The 18,496-nt window shown below is 72.8% G+C and carries 17 protein-coding genes; 9 read left to right on the forward strand and 8 right to left on the reverse strand.

Going from position 1 to position 18,496, the window contains the following annotated elements; translation table 11 throughout:
- Positions 1-217 precede the first annotated feature (217 nt).
- Entirely contained in the window at positions 218-2,323 is a 2,106-nt protein-coding gene (locus BLW17_RS04985) for a PhoX family protein (RefSeq protein WP_036732250.1), read from the reverse strand.
- Between the two features lie 208 nt (positions 2,324-2,531).
- On the opposite strand from BLW17_RS04985, the gene trxA reads away from it, so the two are divergent.
- Genes trxA through BLW17_RS05000 form a run of 3 tightly spaced genes read left to right on the forward strand, consistent with a single transcriptional unit; the run spans position 2,532 to position 4,295 of the window.
- A complete protein-coding gene (gene trxA / locus BLW17_RS04990) occupies positions 2,532-3,440 on the forward strand; it encodes a thioredoxin (RefSeq protein WP_036732247.1) in 909 nt (302 codons plus the stop codon).
- A gap of 16 nt (positions 3,441-3,456) precedes the next feature.
- Positions 3,457-4,089, forward strand: a complete 633-nt coding sequence (locus BLW17_RS04995) for an LON peptidase substrate-binding domain-containing protein (RefSeq protein WP_036700572.1) — start codon at positions 3,457-3,459, stop codon at positions 4,087-4,089.
- A 47-nt stretch (positions 4,090-4,136) separates the two neighbouring features.
- Positions 4,137-4,295, forward strand: a complete 159-nt coding sequence (locus tag BLW17_RS05000) for a Trm112 family protein (protein WP_074826286.1) — start codon at positions 4,137-4,139, stop codon at positions 4,293-4,295.
- Positions 4,296-4,319: 24 nt separating this feature from the next.
- Here the strand turns inward: BLW17_RS05000 and argC are convergent, their stop codons facing one another.
- The 3 genes from argC to BLW17_RS05015 are packed head-to-tail and all read right to left on the reverse strand — an operon-like array spanning position 4,320 to position 6,651.
- Positions 4,320-5,225, reverse strand: coding sequence for an N-acetyl-gamma-glutamyl-phosphate reductase (gene argC / locus BLW17_RS05005; RefSeq protein ID WP_036735753.1), 906 nt, complete (start codon positions 5,223-5,225; stop codon positions 4,320-4,322).
- Positions 5,226-5,266: 41 nt separating this feature from the next.
- The gene (locus BLW17_RS05010) at positions 5,267-5,596 is read right to left on the reverse strand and encodes a DUF779 domain-containing protein (RefSeq protein WP_036735752.1); all 330 of its coding nucleotides are present in this window, start codon (positions 5,594-5,596) and stop codon (positions 5,267-5,269) included.
- Positions 5,593-6,651, reverse strand: coding sequence for a DNA topoisomerase IB (locus tag BLW17_RS05015; RefSeq protein ID WP_197055304.1), 1,059 nt, complete (start codon positions 6,649-6,651; stop codon positions 5,593-5,595). The genes BLW17_RS05010 and BLW17_RS05015 overlap by 4 nt, the downstream gene beginning before the upstream one ends.
- Before the next feature lie 117 nt (positions 6,652-6,768).
- Here BLW17_RS05015 and BLW17_RS18065 point away from each other — a divergent pair, with 117 nt between their 5' ends.
- Positions 6,769-7,038 carry a hypothetical protein gene (locus BLW17_RS18065; protein ID WP_170835563.1) on the forward strand — a complete coding sequence of 90 codons (270 nt, stop codon included), beginning with the start codon at positions 6,769-6,771 and terminating at the stop codon, positions 7,036-7,038.
- Positions 7,039-7,129: 91 nt separating this feature from the next.
- On the opposite strand, the gene adh is transcribed toward BLW17_RS18065, so the two are convergent.
- The 3 genes from adh to BLW17_RS05035 form a co-directional block, all read right to left on the reverse strand.
- Entirely contained in the window at positions 7,130-8,656 is a 1,527-nt protein-coding gene (gene adh, locus BLW17_RS05025; RefSeq protein WP_052176571.1) for an aldehyde dehydrogenase, read from the reverse strand.
- 112 nt (positions 8,657-8,768) lie between these two features.
- Positions 8,769-9,899, reverse strand: a complete 1,131-nt coding sequence (locus BLW17_RS05030) for a GAF domain-containing protein (protein ID WP_074826156.1) — start codon at positions 9,897-9,899, stop codon at positions 8,769-8,771.
- A 37-nt stretch (positions 9,900-9,936) separates the two neighbouring features.
- On the reverse strand, positions 9,937-10,992 hold the full coding sequence (locus BLW17_RS05035) for a quinoprotein relay system zinc metallohydrolase 2 (RefSeq protein ID WP_036735749.1): 1,056 nt from the start codon (positions 10,990-10,992) through the stop codon (positions 9,937-9,939).
- Between the two features lie 182 nt (positions 10,993-11,174).
- Between BLW17_RS05035 and BLW17_RS05040 the strand changes: the two genes are divergently transcribed.
- The 4 genes from BLW17_RS05040 to chrA all read left to right on the forward strand — a co-directional run bounded on the left by BLW17_RS05040 (position 11,175) and on the right by chrA (position 15,754).
- On the forward strand, positions 11,175-11,966 hold the full coding sequence (locus BLW17_RS05040; protein WP_081969224.1) for a quinoprotein dehydrogenase-associated SoxYZ-like carrier: 792 nt from the start codon (positions 11,175-11,177) through the stop codon (positions 11,964-11,966).
- A gap of 65 nt (positions 11,967-12,031) precedes the next feature.
- Entirely contained in the window at positions 12,032-13,087 is a 1,056-nt protein-coding gene (locus BLW17_RS05045; protein WP_036735747.1) for an aldo/keto reductase, read from the forward strand.
- Positions 13,088-13,172: 85 nt separating this feature from the next.
- A complete protein-coding gene (locus BLW17_RS05050; protein ID WP_036711834.1) occupies positions 13,173-14,141 on the forward strand; it encodes an NAD(P)H-dependent flavin oxidoreductase in 969 nt (322 codons plus the stop codon).
- A gap of 278 nt (positions 14,142-14,419) precedes the next feature.
- Positions 14,420-15,754 carry a chromate efflux transporter gene (gene chrA, locus BLW17_RS05055; protein ID WP_083388326.1) on the forward strand — a complete coding sequence of 445 codons (1,335 nt, stop codon included), beginning with the start codon at positions 14,420-14,422 and terminating at the stop codon, positions 15,752-15,754.
- 33 nt (positions 15,755-15,787) lie between these two features.
- Here chrA and BLW17_RS05060 read toward each other — a convergent pair whose 3' ends face one another.
- Positions 15,788-17,272, reverse strand: coding sequence for a nucleobase:cation symporter-2 family protein (locus tag BLW17_RS05060; protein WP_036705713.1), 1,485 nt, complete (start codon positions 17,270-17,272; stop codon positions 15,788-15,790).
- A gap of 137 nt (positions 17,273-17,409) precedes the next feature.
- Here BLW17_RS05060 and BLW17_RS05065 point away from each other — a divergent pair, with 137 nt between their 5' ends.
- Complete coding sequence (locus BLW17_RS05065) at positions 17,410-18,276, forward strand: IclR family transcriptional regulator (protein WP_170835580.1); 867 nt, start codon at positions 17,410-17,412, stop codon at positions 18,274-18,276.
- The last annotated feature ends 220 nt before the right edge of the window (positions 18,277-18,496 follow it).

An 18,496-nucleotide genomic window follows, 5' to 3' on the forward strand; every position in this document is an offset into this window, starting at 1 on the left:
ACGTTCTGGCTACCTTGCAGGGAAACCGCAGGTCGGGCCCGCCGGTTCCGGGCCGGGATTCGGCAACGCCGATTGGGCGGATCGTGCGGCCTTGGTGGGGGATGGCGGCCCGCACCGGCACCCGCCGAGGGCGCCGTTGGTGCGCCGCGCCTCCCGGTCCCTGAAACGGAGGCGGCGGACCCGCAGGTCCGCCGCCCCGTTGCGGTTCAGGTCAGGCTCAGGCCCCGATCACGCCGCCGTCGTCGCGGGTGATGACCAGCGTGACCGAGCGCGGGATCGCGCCGTTCCCGTCCGGGTAGCTCGAGCTGAACTTGCCGGCGGCATAGTCTTCGGGCGACGTGGTGGCGCCGGGGTGCTGCAGGCCCACGAACATCGTCTTCTGGTCGGGGGTGGTGATGACGCCCGTCACCTCCTGCCCGATCGGGCCGGTCAGGAAGCGGCGGATCTCGCCCGAGCGCGGGTCAGCGCAGAGCATCTGGTTGTTGCCCATCTGCTCCATGTCGCCCTTGTACATGTTGTCCTCGCCGATGTCGGTCTGGATCCACAGCCGCGAGTCGGCGTCGAACCACAGCCCGTCCGGGCAGGCGAAGATGTTGTCCTCGCCCAGCGCCTCGCCGGTGAAGACCCGGCTGGTGTCGGCGTCGCCGGCGATCACGAACAGGTCCCAGGTGAAGGCGGTCTGCGCGTGGTCGGCATCGCGGTAGCGCCAGCGGACGATCTGGCCGAACTGGTTCTTGGCCCGCGGGTTGACCGGATCGACCTTCGCCTCGGTGCGCTTGGTGTTGTTGGTGAGGGTGAAGTAGACCTCGCCGGTGTTCGGATCGACCGCGCCCCACTCGGGGCGGTCCATCTTGGTCGCGCCAGCGAGGTCGGCCGCCGCGCGGGTGTTGACCAGGATCTCGCCCAGGTCGGCAAAGCCCGCCTCGGGCGTCAGGCCGTTCTCGCCCGGCGCCAGCGCCAGCCACTCGCCCGACCCGTCGGGGTTGAAGCGCGCGACGTAGAGCGTGCCCTCGTCGAGGATCGAGCCGTCGGTCACGCCCTTCTGGAACGGCGCCTTCGACACGAACTTGTAGATGTACTCGAACCGCGAGTCGTCGCCCGAGTAGCAGACCACCGGCTTGCCCTCGACGGCCGGGGCGAAGACCACGCCCTCATGGCCGAAGCGGCCCAGGTGGGTGCGCTTGACGGGCTTCGCGTCGGGCTTGAACGGGTCGATCTCGACCATCCAGCCGAACTGGTTCGGCTCGTTGCGATAGTCCTCGGCGGCCGAGGCGCCCTTGGTCGAGGCGTCGAAGCGGATGTATTCGTCCGCGCCGCCCGCGGCCTTCTCCCACCCGTAGCGGCCGTTCTTGCCGGCGACCACGCCATAGCGCTTGAGTTCGCGCGGCAGCTTCGGCTCGCCGTTCTCGGCGTCGTGGCTGGTGAAGTAGCCCGCCCAGTTCTCTTCGGCGGCCATGTAGGTGTTCCACGGCGTCACGCCATAGGCGCAGTTGTTGATCGTGCCGCGGGTCCTGTCGCCGTTCGGGGCGTATTTCGTGACCAGCAGCTTCGAGCCCTTGGCGGGGCCGGCGATGTCGATCTCGGTCAGCGCGGTGATGCGGCGGTTGTGGGCGTCGGCCACCGGCGCAAAGGCGCCGTCCGCGCCCTTGGTGATGCGGTAGACCGAGACGCCGTGGGCGTTCATTTCCTTGAGCACGTGGTCGTCGGGGCGGGTCTCGCCGTCATAGACCACCTCGTCCGAGTCGAGCGCCTGACCCTTGTAGGCCTCGGCGTGCAGGAAGCGCGGCTCGATGTATTCGTGGTTCACGACCAGCAGCCCGTCATCAGACGAGCCGTCGATCGGGAAGAAGTGCATCCCGTCGTGATGCATCCCGGTCTGCATCGCCTGCTCGGCCCCGGTGTTGGCGCCGGGGCGGAAGGCCGGCATGTCGCCGAGGATCGGGGTGCCCCAGGCGCCCAGCGTGCGGACGGTATAGCCCTCGGGGACCACGACCGTGTCGCCCATCCCGACCGAGACCGCCTTGAAGCCCAGCAGGCCCGGGGTCGGCGCGGCGGTGGCGGTTGCGCCGGCGACGGGGTTGCCGCCCGCGGTGGTGGTCTGGGCCAGCGCCCCGCGGGTGCTCAGCCCGGTGCCGAAGACGCCGGTGACGGCCGCGGCGAGCCCGCCGAACAGCACGCTGCGGCGCGAGGCGCGGGCGGTTTCCACCACGTCGTAGAAGGTCGGGTTGGCCGAGGTGTTCGACAGCCCCTCGTCACCCGGCTCGAAGTCCGGCGATTGGGTGGGGTCGGCGTAATCCGCCTCAAAGTTCATGTCGTCGCGCATCGGTGGCTCCGTTCGAATGGCGTGGACTGGCGTTGCGGGGCGGTCATGCCCCCGCCGCATGACGCGGGGATGGCAATCGCGCGACGGTTTCGTGACAGGCCGCGCCCCCCTGCCGCACCCCGGGCGTCGTGGCCGCCCGCCGTGGCGGTCTTTCCCTTTCGCCGCCGAGACCCCATATTGCCGCCGAGTTCGCGCAATGAGGTTCCCCATGCTGTTCGGCGACACCCCGGCCGCCCCCGCGCCGTCGGATTTCATCAAGGACGTGTCCGAGGCCGATTTCATGGCCGAGGTCATCGACGCCTCGATGCAGGTGCCGGTGATCGTCGATTTCTGGGCGCCGTGGTGCGGCCCCTGCAAGACGCTCGGCCCCCTGCTCGAGGCCGAGGTGGCGCGCCACAAGGGCCGGGTGCGGATGGCCAAGGTGGACGTGGACAAGAACCAGATGATCGCCGCGCAGCTGCGCGTGCAGTCGATCCCCACGGTCTTCGCCTTCTTCCAGGGCCAGCCGGTCGACGCCTTCCAGGGCGCGCTGCCGGCCAGCGAGATCAAGAAGTTCGTCGAGAAGCTCGTGGCGCTCGGCGGCGACGACGGGGGCCTCGGCGCCGCGCTCGAGGCGGCCGAGGCGATGCTGGCCGAGGGCGCCGCCGCCGACGCGGCCGAGACGTTCGACGCGATCCTCGGCGAAGAGCCCGAGAACGCGCAGGCCTGGGGCGGGCTGGTCCGTGCCCGGCTGGCCGCCGGCGACGCCGACGCGGCCGACGCGGCGCTGGCCGCCGTGCCCGCCGCGGTGGCCCGCACCGCCCCGGTCGAGGCCGCCCGCGCGCAGCTCGCGCTCGCCCGGCAGGCCGCCAACGCCGGCCCCCTCGCCGATCTCGAGGCCCGCGTGGCGGCCGATCCGGCCGACCATCAGGCCCGCCTCGACCTCGCCACCGCGCTGCACGCCGCCGGGCGCGTCGAGGAGGCCATCGACCAGCTGCTCGAGTCGTTCCGCCGCGACCGCGACTGGAACGACGGCGCCGCCAAGGCGCAGCTTCTGACCATCTTCGACGCGCTGCCGCCCACCGATCCGCTGGTGCAGAAGGGCCGCCGCCGGCTCAGTTCGCTGATCTTCGCCTGAGCCGCGGCGCCCGACGATGGCCCCCGGCACCCCGCCCCTGCCCGACACGCTGCCGCTGTTCCCGCTGCCCGGCGCGGTGCTGCTGCCGCGCACCCGCCTGCCGCTGCACATCTTCGAGCCGCGCTACCTGCAGATGATGGAGGACGTGCTGCGCTCGGGCGACCGGCTGATCGGGATGATCCAGCCGATCGGCGACGGCCTTGCCGCGGTGGGCACCGCCGGCCGGGTGGCGATGTTTTCCGAGGATGACGACGGGCGGATGATGATCTCGCTGCGCGCCGTCTCGCGCTTCCGGCTGGTCGAGGCGCTGGACGGCTTCACCCCCTACCTGCGCGGCAAGGTGGACTGGGCGGGCTACGGCGCCGACCGGCGCGGCGCGGTGCCCGACGACCCCGAGTTCGACCGCCCGGCCTTCATGGAGCGTCTGGGCCGCTACATGGCCGCGCGCGACCTCTCGACCGACTGGAACGCGGCGGAAGAGGCGGGGGACGAGCTGCTGGTCAACTCGCTGTCGATGCTGCTGCCGCTGGGGGTCGAGGAAAAGCAGGCGCTGCTCGAGGCCGCGACCCTGCCCGAGCGGCGGGCGATCCTTGACGGGCTGATGGAATACGCGCTGCACGGCGGCGATGACGAGGAGAGGCTGCATTGACCGACACCCACCCCGACGTGGCCCCCCGCCCCGCCTTCGACCGCCATATGCTCGAGGCGCTGGTCTGCCCGGTGACGCACGGGCGGCTCGACTACGACGCCGCCCGGCAAGAGCTGGTGTCGCGCACCGCCGGGCTCGCCTTCCCGATCCGCGACGGGATTCCGATCATGCTGGTCGGCGAGGCGCGGCAGATCAAGGCAGGCTGAGGGGCGACCTTCGCCCCACAGCTTTCAAAGCCCCGCCGCCTCGTCCGCGCCGATCATCAGGTTGAGGTTCTGCACCGCCGCGCCCGACGCCCCCTTGCCGAGGTTGTCGAGCACCGCGACCACCACCGCGCAGCCGTTCGCATCGTCGCCGTGGACCGACAGTTCGAGCTGGTTCGTCCCGTTCAGCGCCGTCGGCACCACCCGTGGCGCGGGGTCCACCACCTGCACGAAGCGGCTGCCCGCGTAATGCGCCTCGAGCGCGGCGCGCAGATCGGCGATCCGCCGCCCGCCGAGTTGCAGCGGCAGTTGCACCATCATCCCCTGCGCGTAGCGCCCCACCGCCGGGGCAAAGACCGGCCGCCGGGTCAGCCCGGTGCGGGCCATGATCTCGGGCAGGTGCTTGTGGCCCTGACCCAGCGCATAGGCGAAATGGGCGGGCGCGCCCTCGGCCTCCATCTCGGCGATCATCTCCTTGCCGCCGCCGGTGTAGCCCGAGACGGCGTTGAGGCTCAGCGGCTCGTCCGCCGCGACCAGCCCGGCCGCGACCAGCGGCGCGAGGATGGCGATGGCGCCGGTCGCATAGCAGCCGGGGTTCGCCACGAAGCGGGCGCCGGGGATCGCGGCGCGGGTCTCGGCCGAGAGCTCCGGGAAGCCGTAGGTCCAGCCGTCGGCCACCCGATGCGCCGTCGAGGCGTCGATGAACCGCACCGGCAGTCCCTCGGCCAGCGCCACCGAATCGCGGGCGGCGGCATCGGGCAGGCAAAGAATCGCCACCTCGGCCTCGGCCATGGCCGCGCGGCGGGCGTCGGCGTCCTTGCGGCGCGCGGGATCGACCTGCACCAGCGCGATATCCTCGCGCCCCGCCAGCCGCTCGCGGATCTGCAGGCCGGTCGTGCCGGCCTCGCCGTCGATGAACACCTTCGTCGCCATGTGTGGCCCCCTTTCGTGCCGTCCCGATGTGGCCCAGCCGGTCAGCCCGCGCAAGTGGGCGCGACAAGGACGAAATGCCGGTCGAGCGTGTTGTCGAGGCTGAAGCCCGCCCCGCGCCCGGGCACCGCGTCGAGCGTCAGCGGCACGTCGGCCCACGCCGCCGCCTGCGCCCCGCCGGTCCAGAACCCGGTGCCCCCGACCGTCCCCAGCCGCACGTCATGCGCGCCCAGCCGGAACGCGCCCTCGGGATAGACCATCGGCGCGGTCCCGTCGCAGCAGCCGCCGGACAAATGGAACATCACCGGCCCGTGCTCGGCCTCGATCTCGGCCAGCAGCGCCAGCGCCGCGGGGGTCGCCGTGACCCCGCTCATGACGCCAGCCGCGCTTCGAGGAAGTCGAGCACCCGCACCTCCTCGGGGCGCAGCCCGCCCTCGTCCAGCTCCTCCGCGATCTCCTCGCGGATCTCGAGCTTCAGGTCGGCGTCGAGGTAGCTGTCGATCACCGTCGGGTGGACATAGCACTTGCGGCAGATGGTGGGGGTGTTGCCCAGCCGGGCGGCCACCTGCTCGATCGCCTCGCGGACATTGCGCTTGGCGGCGGCGGCGCTGTCGGCGGCCTCGTACTCGGCCAGCGCCAGCGCGGCGAGCACCGTCCCGGTCCAGGTGCGGAAATCCTTGGCGGTGATCCCCTCGCCGGTGATCTCGCGCAAGTAGGCGTTGACGTCGCCCGAGGTCACCTCGCGCTGCGCGCCCGTGTCGTCGAGATACTGGAACAGGTGCTGGCCCGGCAGCTCCTGGCTCTGCCGCACGATCCGCGCCACACGCCGGTCGCGCAGGCCGAGGTCCCAGGTCTTGCCCGACTTGCCCTTGAAGCGGAACCGCACCTCGGTCCCCTCGACCTTCACGTGGCGGTCGCGCAGCGTGGTCAGCCCGTGCGACTTGTTCTGCTTCACATAGTCGGCGTTGCCCACCCGGATCATCGTCGCCTCGAGCAGATGGACGACGGTCGCCAGCACCTTCTCGCGCCCCATTCCGCGACGGGCCATGTCGGCGTCGACCCGCGCCCTGAGCCCCGGCAGCACGCGGGCAAAGGCCAGCATCCGGTCATACTTGGCGCTGTCGCGGACCTCGCGGAAGCGGGGGTGATAGCGGTATTGCTTGCGCCCCTTGGCATCGCGCCCGGTGGCCTGGATGTGCCCCTCGGGGTCCGCGCAGATCCAGACATCGGCATAGGCGGGCGGAATGGCCAGCGACCTGATCCGCGCCAGCTCGGCCTTGTCGCGGATCGGCCGGCCGTCGAGGCCGCGGTAGCTGAACCCCTTGCCCGCCTTGCGCCGGGTTATCCCCGGATCGCCGTCCGAGACGTAGCGCAGCCCGACGCTTTCGGCCGCGTCCTGCGGATCGACGATGGTGCCGCTGTCGTCCAAGGCGATCCCTCCCCGCGGTGCTCTGCCGTTTCCCCGAACGTCCTGACAGTCGCGCGAGTTGCGGAACCCCGCCCGCGCCGGGCCGGTTTTCCTCGGGCAACAGGAAAGGACACGCTCATGGCCGACCAGAAGCCCAACTCGACGCCCGACCAGAAGCCGAACCAGAAGCCCGACCAGCAGCCGGAGCTGACCCGCGACACCGACGCCTATCTGCACGACCACGACACCCCCTCGCACGGCGGCCGCGCCGGCGGGACGATGGCGCAGGCGATCGGGTCCGAGGACGAACACAAGCGCGCCGATGAACCCGACGCCGGCACCACCCGCGTCCGCAAGGCCGACGAACACCGCATCGGCACCAGCAACCTCGGCACCGAGAACCGCTGAACAAAGGGGGCGCCCGCGACAGGCGCCCCCTTCTTTCTTGCCCAAATATCCTGCGGGGGTCCGGGGGCGCAAAGCCCCCGGTCGCAACGGCTCAGAAGAACCCGAGCTTGGACGGCGAGTAGCTGACCAGCATGTTCTTGGTCTGCTGGTAGTGGTCGAGCATCATCTTGTGCGTCTCGCGCCCGATGCCCGACTGCTTGTAGCCGCCGAAGGCCGCGTGCGCGGGATAGGCGTGGTAGTTGTTGACCCACACCCGGCCCGCCTTGATCCCGCGGCCCATGCGGTAGCAGGTGTTCATGTCACGGCTCCACACCCCCGCGCCGAGGCCGTAGAGCGTGTCGTTGGCGATCGACAGCGCCTCGGCCTCGTCCTTGAAGGTCGTGACCGAAACCACGGGGCCGAAGATCTCCTCCTGGAAGATCCGCATCTTGTTGTTGCCCCTGAAGATCGTCGGCTTGATGTAATAGCCGCTCGACAGCTCGCCCCCGAGGTCCGCGGCCTCGCCGCCGGTCAGCACCTCGGCGCCTTCGCCCCGGCCGATGTCGAGGTAGGACTTGATCTTGTCGTGCTGCTCCTTGCTGGCCTGGGCGCCGATCATCGTGTCGGATTCGCGCGGGTCGCCCTGCTTGATCGCCTGGGTGCGGGCGACGGCCTTCTCCATGAACTTCTCGTAGATCGACTCCTGCACCAGCACGCGCGAGGGGCAGGTGCAGATCTCGCCCTGGTTCAGCGCGAACATGGTGAAGCCTTCCAGCGCCTTGTCGAGGAAGTCGTCGTCCTCGCGCGCGACGTCGGCGAAGAACACGTTGGGCGACTTTCCGCCCAGCTCGAGCGTCACCGGGATCAGGTTCTCGGCCGCGTACTGCATGATCAGCCGACCCGTCGAGGTCTCGCCGGTAAAGGCGATCTTGGCGATCCGCTTCGACGAGGCGAGCGGCTTGCCGGCCTCGAGCCCGAAGCCGTTGACGATGTTCAGCACACCCGGCGGCAGCAGGTCACCGATCAGGTCCGCCCAGACCATGATCGAGGCCGGCGTCTGCTCGGCCGGCTTCAGCACCACGCAGTTCCCGGCCGCGAGCGCGGGGGCGAGCTTCCAGCACGCCATCAGCAGCGGGAAGTTCCACGGGATGATCTGCCCCACGACGCCCAGCGGCTCGTGGAAGTGATAGGCCACGGTGTTGTCGTCGATCTGGCTGAGCGAGCCCTCCTGCGCGCGCAGCACGCCGGCGAAATAGCGGAAATGGTCGATCGCCAGCGGCACGTCGGCGGCCATCGTCTCGCGGATCGGCTTGCCGTTGTCCCAGGTCTCGGCGGTGGCCAGCAGCTCGAGGTTCTGCTCCATCCGGTCGGCGATCCTGAGCAGGATGGTCGAGCGTTCCTGCGCGCTGGTCCGGCCCCACTGGTCGGCCGCGGCATGGGCCGCGTCGAGCGCGAGGTTCACGTCCCCCTCGTCCGAGCGGGCGATCTCGCCCATGTCCATCCCGGTGATCGGGGTCGAATTCTGGAAGTAGCGCCCGGCCTGCGGCGCCACCCACTTGCCGCCGATGAAGTTGTCGTAGCGCTTGGCAAACGGCATGTTGCCAACCCCCTTGAAGGGGTGCGTCTGGTCGTTCGGCATGGTTCTTGTCCTCCCTTCGGCCCGGTCCTCCACCGGGCCTATGAGGGTCATCGTGCGAGAGCGCGGCCCCGCCGGTCAACAGGGCGGCCGCGGATCGCCGGGGCCGACTGTCTCACCCGTGAGACGCCGCCGGGGCACCGGGCGCGCCGGCTGCACGTGGCGCTCCGGGGGCCTCGCGCCCCGCGCCGACCAGCCCCAGCCGGGCCATCTTGCGATAGAGCGTCGCCCGCCCCACCCCCAGCGCCCGCGCCGCCGCGGTGACGTTGCCGCCCGAGCGCGCCAGCGCCCGCGCCAGCGCCGCCCGCTCGGCGCGCTCGAGCCCCGTCAGGTCGTCCTCGCGCCCGATCAGGTCGGCGAGCGGCCGCGGGGTCAGCGCCCCGCTGCGCGGCAGGCCCAGCGCCCGGCGCGCGTCGCGGGTGGCGCCGATGGCCAGCTCGTCGCGGTCCACGGCGACCAGCGCCTCGGTCCCCTCGCCCGCCATCACGATGCGCGCGCCGGGAAAGGCGGCGCGGAACCACGCCGTCTCGATGGCGCGCGCGGTCTGGGCCACCATCGCGGCGATCAGCGCGTTGATCTGCTCGGTCTGGTCGGCGCGCGCGGAACTGACGTCCAGCGCCGCGATCACCGCCCCGTCGGGGCCGTGGATCGGCGCGTCGATGCAGCTCATCGCGGTGTTGCGGGACAGGAAATGCTCGTCGCGGTGGATGATCACCTGCCGCCCCTCGGCAAGGCAGGTGCCGACCCCGTTGGTGCCCTGCGCGGCCTCGGACCAGTCGGCCCCGCAGGCAAGGTCCCAGCCGTCGAACACCGCCGCATCCCCGGCCGAGACCCGGCGGTCGAGGATGATCCCCGCCGCATCGGTCAGCACGACTGAGCATCCCGAGGCGCGCACCAGCCCGTAAAGCTGTTCGACCCGCGGCGCGGCGACCGACAGGAAGCCGCCCATCGCCTCGCGCCGCCGGGCGATCCCGGCCGCATCCAGCCGCTCGGGCCGCAGCGGTGCCGAGGGGTCGAGCCCATGGCGCAGCGCCGAGCGCCGCCAGCTCGCGGTGAGCGGGGTGAGGTCGTCGTTGGCGCGGGTGCGCTCGATCACCCGGTCGGCGTGGGGGCGCGGGGTGACGGGGCCACGCGGCCGCGCGCCGCCCCGAACCGGCGGCTCGCCCGTGACCGAGACGGTCAGCGGGTCGGTCAGCGGCACGGGCGTCCCGGCGTCAAGCCGCGGCGGCGGCAGGCGTGTGGCCATGATTCGCTCTCCCCCTCCCGTCCGATCATAGCGGCGGTCAGTCCCATTCCATCTCGGCATAGGCCGCGGCGGCGTTGCGCGCGGTCGTCGCCTCGAACCCCGCCCAGCCGGGCGCCTGCGGGGCCATTGCGGCCCCGATCGCCGGCAGCGCCTCGGACAGGCCCTGCCCGGCATCCAGCGCCGCCCGCACCGCGTCGCGCAGCGCGCGCAGATAGGCCGTCTCGGCCGCCGCCGCCTCGGCCAGCGTCGGCGCCACCGGCCCGTGCCCCGGCACCACGAGCCCCCCCTCGGGCGGCGGCGCATCGAGCCACGCGAGCCAGCCTTTCAGCGAGCCGTCCACCACCGGGGTCAGCCCGCGAAACACCAGATCGCCGGTGAACAGCACGCCCGAGCGGCTGTCGCGCACCGTCATGTCGCTGTCGGTGTGGGCGGTCGCCACCGGCGTCAGGGTCAGCGTCGTCCCGCCGAGGTCCAGCGTCTCCGCCCCCGCCACCAGCCGCGTCGGCGCCACCAGATCGGTCCCCGCCCAGGCGAGCGCCCCGATCTGCGCCGGGATCGTCTCGCGCCAGGTCTCGGCCCGCGCGGCGAGCGCGGCGGGCAGGCGGGCGTCGCCGGTGACCTCACCCCCCGCTTCGGCCATCAGCCCGGCCCCGGCGATGTGGTCGGGGTGCATGTGGGTCAGGATCACCGGCCCGATCGGCAGGGCGGTCCGGGCGCGGATCGCGGCGTAAAGCGCCTCGGCCTCCTCGCGCGAGCCGCCGGGGTCGATCACCGCCACCCGCGCCTCGCCGATGACCACGCCCAGATTGGCGATCCGGCCGCGGTTCTCGGGTGACAGCTCGGCATCCGCGCCGCGGTGGATCAGGACGCCCGGCGCGAGTTCGGTCAGCTCGAGCGCCGGGGCCTCGGCCAGCGGCGCGCAGGTCCAGCCTCGCCCGGTCAGGTCGGGGTGCGCGGCCAGCCACGCCGCCGCGACTGCCTCGGCGCCCTGCTGGCACGCCGCGGCCTCGGCGGCGCTGCCCTGCGGCAAGAGCCGCGGGGCGCAGGCCGCGGGGTCCGCGGCCAGACAGGCGGTCAGCATCAGGACGAACATCGCCACCCCCTTCCCCAAGGTCCGGCGCCCCACTCTGCGCCGTCGCGGCCGCAGAGGGACAGGGCGCGGGCGAACCTCAGACTTTGGTCGGGCAAAGCGGCCCCCGCGCGGGCTTGTGCATGGATTTCAGCGCCGCGGGCTGTCACGCTTTCCGCCACCGCCATGAAGCGCGAGGCACGCCGATGCCCCTATCGCAGATCGCCCGCTGGATCGCCGTGGCCGCGCTCGGCGCCGGGCCGGCCCTCGCCGCCGACAACCCGCTGCAACCCTCGCCCGCCTGGGACGAGATGCGGCTGGCGGTGATCGGCACCGAGACCGAGCCGCCGGTCGATCCCGCCGTGCTCGACCTCGACGCGCCGATGCGCGCCGACAATCCGGCGCTGGTGCCGATTCGGATCACCCAGCCGCCGGGGGCGCCCGCAATCACCCGCCTGGCGCTGGTCATCGACGAGAACCCGGCCCCGGTCGCGGCCGAGTTCACCCTCGGCCCCGCGACCGCGCCCCTCGACCTCGAGGTGCGGGTGAGGGTCAACGCCTATTCCGACGTGCGCGCCATCGCCACGCTCGCGGACGGGCGGCAGGTCATGGCCGGGCGCTTCGTCAAGGCCTCGGGCGGCTGCGCGGCCCCCGCAGGCCGGTCGGGCGAGGACGCGCGCAAGGACATCGGCGCGATGCGCTGGACCTCTGAACCCGCCGGGGACCGCGCCATGGGGCAACTGATGATCCGCCACCCGAACTTCTCGGGACTGCAACGCGACCAGCTCACCCTGCTCGACATCCCGGCCGAGTTCGTCCGCAGCGTCACCCTGCGGCAGGGCGACGCGCTGCTGATGGAGATGGAGGGCGGCATCTCGATCTCGGAAAACCCCGTGTTCCGCCTCGGCTACACTCCCGACGGCGCACCCGTCACCGTCCACGCCGAGGACACCGAGGACCGCCAGTTCGACGCGAGCTTCCCCGGCTCGGGCGGCTGAGGCGCGCTTGCGCCCGGCCCGGCCGGCTGGCAGGGTCGCCACCTTGAGCGAAACGGGGGTCTTGGATGGACAGGCGGAAACTGGGCACGATCGAGGTGAGCGACGTCTGCCTCGGCACGATGACATTCGGGCGCGACACGGGCCGGGACGACGCCTTCGCCCAGATGGACCGGGCGCTCGACGCCGGCATCAGCTTCTTCGACACCGCCGAGATGTATCCCGTCCCCCCGCAGGCCGCCTTCTACGGCCGGACAGAAGAGGTGATCGGCGCCTGGCTCGCCGCCCGCCCCGGCGCCCGCGACCGGGTGCAGATCGCCAGCAAGATCAGCGGCCCGAACGGCGGCCATTCCCGCGGCGGCAAGGGGTTCGAGCCGGACAACATCGCCGGCGCGGTGGACGGCTCGCTCAAGCGGCTGGGGACCGACCGCATCGACCTCTACCAGCTGCACTGGCCCAAGCGCGGCGGCTATGCCTTCCGGCAGAACTGGACCTTCGATCCGCGCGGCAGTTCCAAGGCGCGGGTCGAGGATCACATGGACGCCATCCTGACCGAACTCGCCAAGGTCGTGGCGGCGGGCAAGGTGCGGGCCTTCGGCCTGTCGAACGAATCCGCCTGGGGCACGATGGCGTGGCTGGGCGCGGCCCAGCGTACCGGCGGGCCGCGGGTGGTGTCGGTGCAGAACGAATACGGGCCGCTCTACCGGATGTATGACACCGACATGGCCGAGGTCGGGCAGAAAGAGGACGTGACGCTGCTGGCCTATTCGCCGCTCGCCGCGGGGCTTTTGACCGGGAAATACGCGGGCGGGACGATCCCCGAGCGCTCGCGCGCCGCCACCGACAAGCGCGAGGGCGGGCCGGGCAACCTCGGCGGGCGGATGACCGAACGCGGGCTCACCGCCGCCGACGCCTGGGTCGAGATGGCGCGCGGGCTCGGGCTCGACCCGATCCACGCCGCGGTGGCGTTCGTCCGCCAGCGGCCGTTCCCGGCGATCCCGATCATCGGGGCGACCACCCCGGCGCAGCTCGACCACCTGATCGACGGGCTGGGGGTGACGCTCGACGACGACGCGCTGGCCGCCATCGACCGCTTCCACCGCGCCCACCCCCTGCCCTACTGAGCGGGGGCGCGAGGGGTGACGCAGCGGCGGGCTTGCACCGCCGCGCGGCCCCCGCAACATCGCGCCACATTCGTGGAGGAACCCCATGCTGCCGCCGATCCTGTCGAACCTGCGCGTCCCCGCCATCGCCTCGCCGATGTTCATTGTCTCGGGGCCGGACCTCGTCATCGCCCAGTGCAAGGCCGGGATCGTCGGCAGCTTCCCGGCGCTGAACGCGCGCGAGAAGGACGGCGAGCCGCCGCTGCTCGACGCCTGGCTGACCCGGATCGAGGAGGAACTCGACCGCCACAACCAGGCCAACCCCGACCGCCCGGCGGCGCCCTTCGCGGTCAACCAGATCGTCCACCGCTCGAACGCCCGGCTCGAGCGCGACATCGAGATCTGCCACCGCCACAAGGTGCCGATCTGGATCACCTCGCTCGGCGCCCGCCCCGAGGTGAACGCCGCCGCCCATGACTGCGGCGGGATCACCCTGCACGACGTCATCACCCCCACCTTCGCCCGCAAGGCGCTGGAGAAGGGCGCCGACGGCCTGATCGCGGTGGCAGCGGGCGCAGGCGGGCACGCCGGCGGCCTGTCGCCCTTCGCCCTGATCCAGGAGATCCGGTCCTTCTTCGACGGGCCGCTGCTGCTGTCGGGCGCCATCGCCACCGGCCGCGCGATCCTCGCGGCGCAGGCGATGGGGGCGGACCTCGCCTATATCGGCAGCCCCTTCATCGCCACGGCCGAGGCCAACGCCGACGCCGCCTACAAGCAGATGATCGTCGATTCGGGGGCCGAGGACATCGTCTATTCCTCGCTCTTCACGGGGATTCACGGCAACTACCTGAAGCCCTCGATCCGGGCCGCGGGGATGGACCCCGACGCGCTCGGCTCGGCCGACGCCTCGGCGATGGACTTCGGCAAGGGCGCGGCGAAGGCCAAGGCGTGGAGCCAGATCTGGGGCTCGGGCCAGGGCATCGGCGCGATCCACGAGGTGACCCCGGCCGGCGCGCTGGTGGACCGGCTGGCGGCGGAATACGCCGAAGCGCGGCAGGCGCTCTGCGCCGGGTGAGGCGCGGGGGGCTGGGGGGCGGCGAGGGGGCCGCCCAAGGCCGCCCGTCCGGCGCGCCGGTGGACGTCGGACCCGCTGCACGATGCGCGGCCGGGCGGCGCGGGGTGTCCGTGGCAGGAGCCTCCGGCGGGGATATTTGGGTCCAGCCCGAGGCGGGCGCGCGGCGCGGCGGGTTGGCTGCGCCGGGAACGGGGTGAGAGACATTGCGCCTGCGCCGGTCGTGGGCCACGGTGAGCGCGGAAAAGGGGATCAGACCCGCTGTCCGCCGGAGCCGCCTGATGACTGCACCGCCCCGCTTTTCGCCCCCGCCCGCCCCTCCGCCTGCCCCCGCCCCGCCGCACCCCACCCTCGCCGAGGCAACCCGGGTCTGGGCGCGGATCGCCGCGCTCTCGTTCGGCGGGCCGGCGGGGCAGATCGCGGTCATGCACCGCATCCTCGTCGATGAGCGGCGCTGGCTCGGGGACGGGCGGTTCCTGCACGCGCTGAACTTCTGCATGATGCTGCCCGGCCCCGAGGCGATGCAGCTTGCGACCTATGTCGGCTGGCTGATGCACGGGGTGCGCGGCGCGCTGGTGGCGGGGGGGCTGTTCATCCTGCCCGGCGCGGTCTCGATCATGGCGCTGTCGGTCGTCTATGTGCTGTGGGGGGGGACCGGGCTCGTCGCGGGGCTGTTCTTCGGCCTCAAGGCGGCGGTGCTGGCCATCGTCGTGCAGGCGGTGGTGCGCATCGGGACCAAGGCGCTGACCTCGCCCGCGCGGCTGGTCGTCGCGGGCGCGGCCTTTGCCGCCATCGCCGGGCTGGGGGCGCCCTTCCCGCTCATCATCCTCGGCGCGGCGCTGGCCGGCTGGGCGGGCAGCCGGATGGGCCTCGCGGGGCTCGCCGGGCCCGGGCACGGGGCCGCGGGGACCATCGCCGACGCCGGCACCGTGCTGGGCGAGGCCGCGCCGCCCGCCGGGGCGGGGGCGACCCGCGCGGGGATGGTGGCGCTGGTGCTGTGGCTTGTCCCGGTCGCGGCGCTTTGGCTCGCGCTGCCGGGCAGCGTCTGGGCCGAGATCGCGGCGTTCTTCGCCAAGCTCGCGCTGCTGACCTTCGGCGGCGCCTACGCGGTCCTCGCCTGGGTCGCGCAGGAGGCCTCGTCCCGCTACGGCTGGGTCACGCCGGGCGAGATGCTCGACGGGCTCGGGCTCGCCGAGACGACGCCCGGGCCGCTCATCATGGTGACGCAGTTCGTGGGCTTCCTCGCCGCCTGGCGCGAGACCGGGGGCAGCGTCGCCGCCGGGGTGCTGGGCGGGCTGCTGACGACCTGGGTGACGTTCGCGCCCTGCTTTGCCTTCATCTTCCTCGGCGTCCCGCACATCGAGCGGCTGCGCCACAACCCCGGCCTCGCTGCGGCGCTCGGCGCCATCACGGCGGCGGTGGTGGGGGTGATCCTCAATCTCGCGCTGTGGTTCGGCTGGCACTTCGTCATGCCGGGCGGTCGGCTCGACCCGTGGGCCGCGGCGCTGTCGGGGGTGGCGCTGGTGCTGGTCTTCGGGCTGCGCTGGGGGGTGGTGCCGGTGCTGGCCCTGTGCGCGGCGGCCGGGATGGCGCTGCGGCTGGCGGGGGTGGCCTGAGGGGCCGCCGCGGCGGGCGGCCCCCCGGTCGGTTCAGTGGCTGTCGGCGGCGGCGCCGGCGCGGCGCAGCTCATCCTCGTCCACCGGCTTTGCGCCGTTGAAGAACCAGTTGAGCAGCACGGCCGACACGGCGGCGAGCAGGATGCCCGAGTGGGTCAGCACCCGGGTCCCGCGCGGCAGCCACTGGTCGAAGTCGCCGGCGATCATCGGGATCATCCCCATGCCGATGGCGATGGCGACGATGAACAGGTTGTGCCGGTTGGCGGTGAAATCGACGCGGCTGAGGATGCGCACGCCGGTCGCGGCGACCATCCCGAACATCACCAGCCCGGCCCCGCCCAGCACGACCGTCGGCAGCGCCTCGACCAGCGCGCCCATCTTGGGGATCAGCCCCAGCACGATCATGATCGCCCCGCCCGCCACGCAGACGAAGCGCGAGCGCACGCCGGTCACGCCCACCAGCCCCACGTTCTGCGAGAACGAGGTGTAGGGGAAGGTGTTGAACACCCCGCCGAGGATCGTGCCGACGCCGTCCGCCCGCAGCCCCGCCGCCAGCCGCGGCTGGCTGATCCGGTGGCCCACCATGTCGCCGAGCGCGAGGAACATCCCGGTCGATTCGATCATCACCACGATCATCACCAGCGTCATGGTCAGGATCATCACCGGGTCAAAGGTCGGCATCCCGAAGTGGAAGGGCCGGATCGGCGCGAACCAGGCGGCCGCCGCGACCTTCTCGAAATGCATCATCCCCATCGACGCGGCGAGGAGCCCGCCCACCACGATCCCGATCAGCACCGCGATGTTGGACAGGAAGCCGCGCCCGAAGCGGGCGATCAGCAGGATCGTGGCCAGCACCACCCCGGCGATCAGGAAGTTGCGCGGCGCGGCGTAAAGCGGGTTCGGCACGCTGGCCGCGATCTTCGTCCCCAGCGGCACGCCGCCCGCGGCGACCTGCGCATCCAGCCACGCCTGCATCGCCGGATCGACCAGCTTCGGCGCCGTCGGCCCCTGCTGCAGGCCGAAGATCCAGTTGATCCCGATCGGCATCAGGCTGATCCCGATGGTCAGGATCACCGTGCCGGTGACGACCGGCGGGAAGAACCGCAGCATCCGGCTGACCAAGGGCGCCAGCAGCACCGCCACGATCCCCGCCCCGATCACCGCGCCGAAAAGCGCCCGCGCGCCGATCTCGCCCGGGGTCTCGTTGGCGATGGCGACCATCGGCCCGACCGCGGCGAAGGTCACGCCCATCATCACCGGCAGCCGCACGCCGAGCCACGCGCCCGCGCCCATCGACTGGATGATCGAGGCGATGCCGCAGACGAACAGGTCGGCCGAGATCAGGAACGCCACGTCCTCGGGCGAAAGCTTCAGCGCCCGGCCGACGATCAGCGGCACGGCGATGGCGCCCGCATACATCACCAGCACGTGCTGAAGCCCCAGCGCAAAGAGCCGCGGGGCGGGCGGCACGGCCTCGACAGGGTCGAGCGTGCCACGGGAATGGGTCAGGTCGGTCATCGGTCTCCCTCGGTTCACGGCTCTGCGGCCGCTCGGGCCGAGGCTGCGCTGGCGGATCGGCTGCGCCAAGCCAAATCGCGCGGCTTTCCACCATGCGGATTGCGCCCTGCCCGGGATTGCGCCAGCCTGCCCGCGCCATGACCGACCCCCGCCGCCCCGTGCCCCCGCCGTCCCACGACACCCCCTCGACCCCTGCGGCCAAGCCGCCGGCCCGCACCGGCCGCCCGCGCAAGACGCCGGCCGAGGAGCCCGCGGGCGGCTCGGCCGTGGTGGACCGGGCGCTGGCGATCCTCGATGCGCTGGCGGCCCGCGACGGGCTGCCGCTTTCGGACATCGCCCGCCAGCTCGGGCTCGCGCCCTCGACCACGCACCGGCTGCTGGGCGCGCTGGCCGCGCGGCGGCTGGTCGAGGCCGACCCGGCGACGCAGGGCTGGTCGATCGGGCCCGGCGCGGTGCGGCTGGGCGCGGCCTTCCTGCGCCGCGGCGGGCTGGCCGAGCGCGCCCGCCCGGCGCTGGACCGGCTGGCGGCCGAAAGCGGCGAGACCGCGGCGCTCGCCGTTCCCGACGCCGACGCGGCGCTGGTCGTGGCCGAGGCCGCCGGCCCCGCCACGCTGCGGGTGGTGCTGGCCCCCGGCACCCGCCTGCCCCTGCACGCGAGCGCCGCGGGCAAGGCGCTGATCGCGCATCTGCCGCTCGCCCGGGTCGAGGCGTTGCTCGGCGCCGGCCCCCTGCCCGCGCTGACCCCGCAGAGCCTGACCGATCAGGGCGCGCTCACCGCCGACCTCGCCACCCTGCGCCACGCCGGCTGGCTGTCCGAGCGCGACGAATCCGTGCCGGGCCAGTCGGCGGTCGCGTCGCCGGTCTTCGCGGGGCTGGGCGACCCGGTCGCGGCGCTGACGCTCGCCGGCCCGTCCCTGCGGCTGGACGCGCGGCGCATCGAGGCCCTCGGCCCCTCCATCGCCGCCGCCGCGGCCGCGCTGGGGGCGGCGCTCGGGGGGCGGTGAGGGGGGCCGTCCCGCCGTGGAAATGATGGGGTTTGGACGGCCTCACGCGCGAGAGATCGCGCCAGTCAGCCTGGCCCAGCACGGCGCTCGGTCGCGAAGGGGAGACGTTCCTGCTGTGTCGGTCAGCCGTCCGTGGCCGCCGCGCCATCTGCTGCGGGCGCGTGCCTCGCAACACCGGGAGGCTCCACGCCCCCCGAGCCGCCACCCCGCCCCCGTCCGC

The sequence above is a fragment of the Paracoccus sanguinis genome (assembly GCF_900106665.1).
GTDB classification, from domain to species: domain Bacteria; phylum Pseudomonadota; class Alphaproteobacteria; order Rhodobacterales; family Rhodobacteraceae; genus Paracoccus; species Paracoccus panacisoli.

What these genes read in the sequence shown, in the direction of transcription:
- trxA (WP_036732247.1), top strand. Translation starts at nt 2,532, where the DNA reads ATGCTGTTCGGCGACACCCCGGCCGCCCCCGCGCCGTCGGATTTCATC.
- BLW17_RS05045 (WP_036735747.1), top strand. Translation starts at nt 12,032, where the DNA reads ATGGACAGGCGGAAACTGGGCACGATCGAGGTGAGCGACGTCTGCCTC.
- BLW17_RS05060 (WP_036705713.1), bottom strand. Translation starts at nt 17,272, where the DNA reads ATGACCGACCTGACCCATTCCCGTGGCACGCTCGACCCTGTCGAGGCC.
- BLW17_RS05065 (WP_170835580.1), top strand. Translation starts at nt 17,410, where the DNA reads ATGACCGACCCCCGCCGCCCCGTGCCCCCGCCGTCCCACGACACCCCC.
- BLW17_RS05000 (WP_074826286.1), top strand. Translation starts at nt 4,137, where the DNA reads ATGCTCGAGGCGCTGGTCTGCCCGGTGACGCACGGGCGGCTCGACTAC.
- BLW17_RS18065 (WP_170835563.1), top strand. Translation starts at nt 6,769, where the DNA reads ATGGCCGACCAGAAGCCCAACTCGACGCCCGACCAGAAGCCGAACCAG.
- argC (WP_036735753.1), bottom strand. Translation starts at nt 5,225, where the DNA reads ATGGCGACGAAGGTGTTCATCGACGGCGAGGCCGGCACGACCGGCCTG.
- BLW17_RS05010 (WP_036735752.1), bottom strand. Translation starts at nt 5,596, where the DNA reads ATGAGCGGGGTCACGGCGACCCCCGCGGCGCTGGCGCTGCTGGCCGAG.
- BLW17_RS04985 (WP_036732250.1), bottom strand. Translation starts at nt 2,323, where the DNA reads ATGCGCGACGACATGAACTTTGAGGCGGATTACGCCGACCCCACCCAA.
- chrA (WP_083388326.1), top strand. Translation starts at nt 14,420, where the DNA reads ATGACTGCACCGCCCCGCTTTTCGCCCCCGCCCGCCCCTCCGCCTGCC.
- BLW17_RS04995 (WP_036700572.1), top strand. Translation starts at nt 3,457, where the DNA reads ATGGCCCCCGGCACCCCGCCCCTGCCCGACACGCTGCCGCTGTTCCCG.
- adh (WP_052176571.1), bottom strand. Translation starts at nt 8,656, where the DNA reads ATGCCGAACGACCAGACGCACCCCTTCAAGGGGGTTGGCAACATGCCG.
- BLW17_RS05050 (WP_036711834.1), top strand. Translation starts at nt 13,173, where the DNA reads ATGCTGCCGCCGATCCTGTCGAACCTGCGCGTCCCCGCCATCGCCTCG.
- BLW17_RS05030 (WP_074826156.1), bottom strand. Translation starts at nt 9,899, where the DNA reads ATGGCCACACGCCTGCCGCCGCCGCGGCTTGACGCCGGGACGCCCGTG.
- BLW17_RS05035 (WP_036735749.1), bottom strand. Translation starts at nt 10,992, where the DNA reads ATGTTCGTCCTGATGCTGACCGCCTGTCTGGCCGCGGACCCCGCGGCC.
- BLW17_RS05040 (WP_081969224.1), top strand. Translation starts at nt 11,175, where the DNA reads ATGCCCCTATCGCAGATCGCCCGCTGGATCGCCGTGGCCGCGCTCGGC.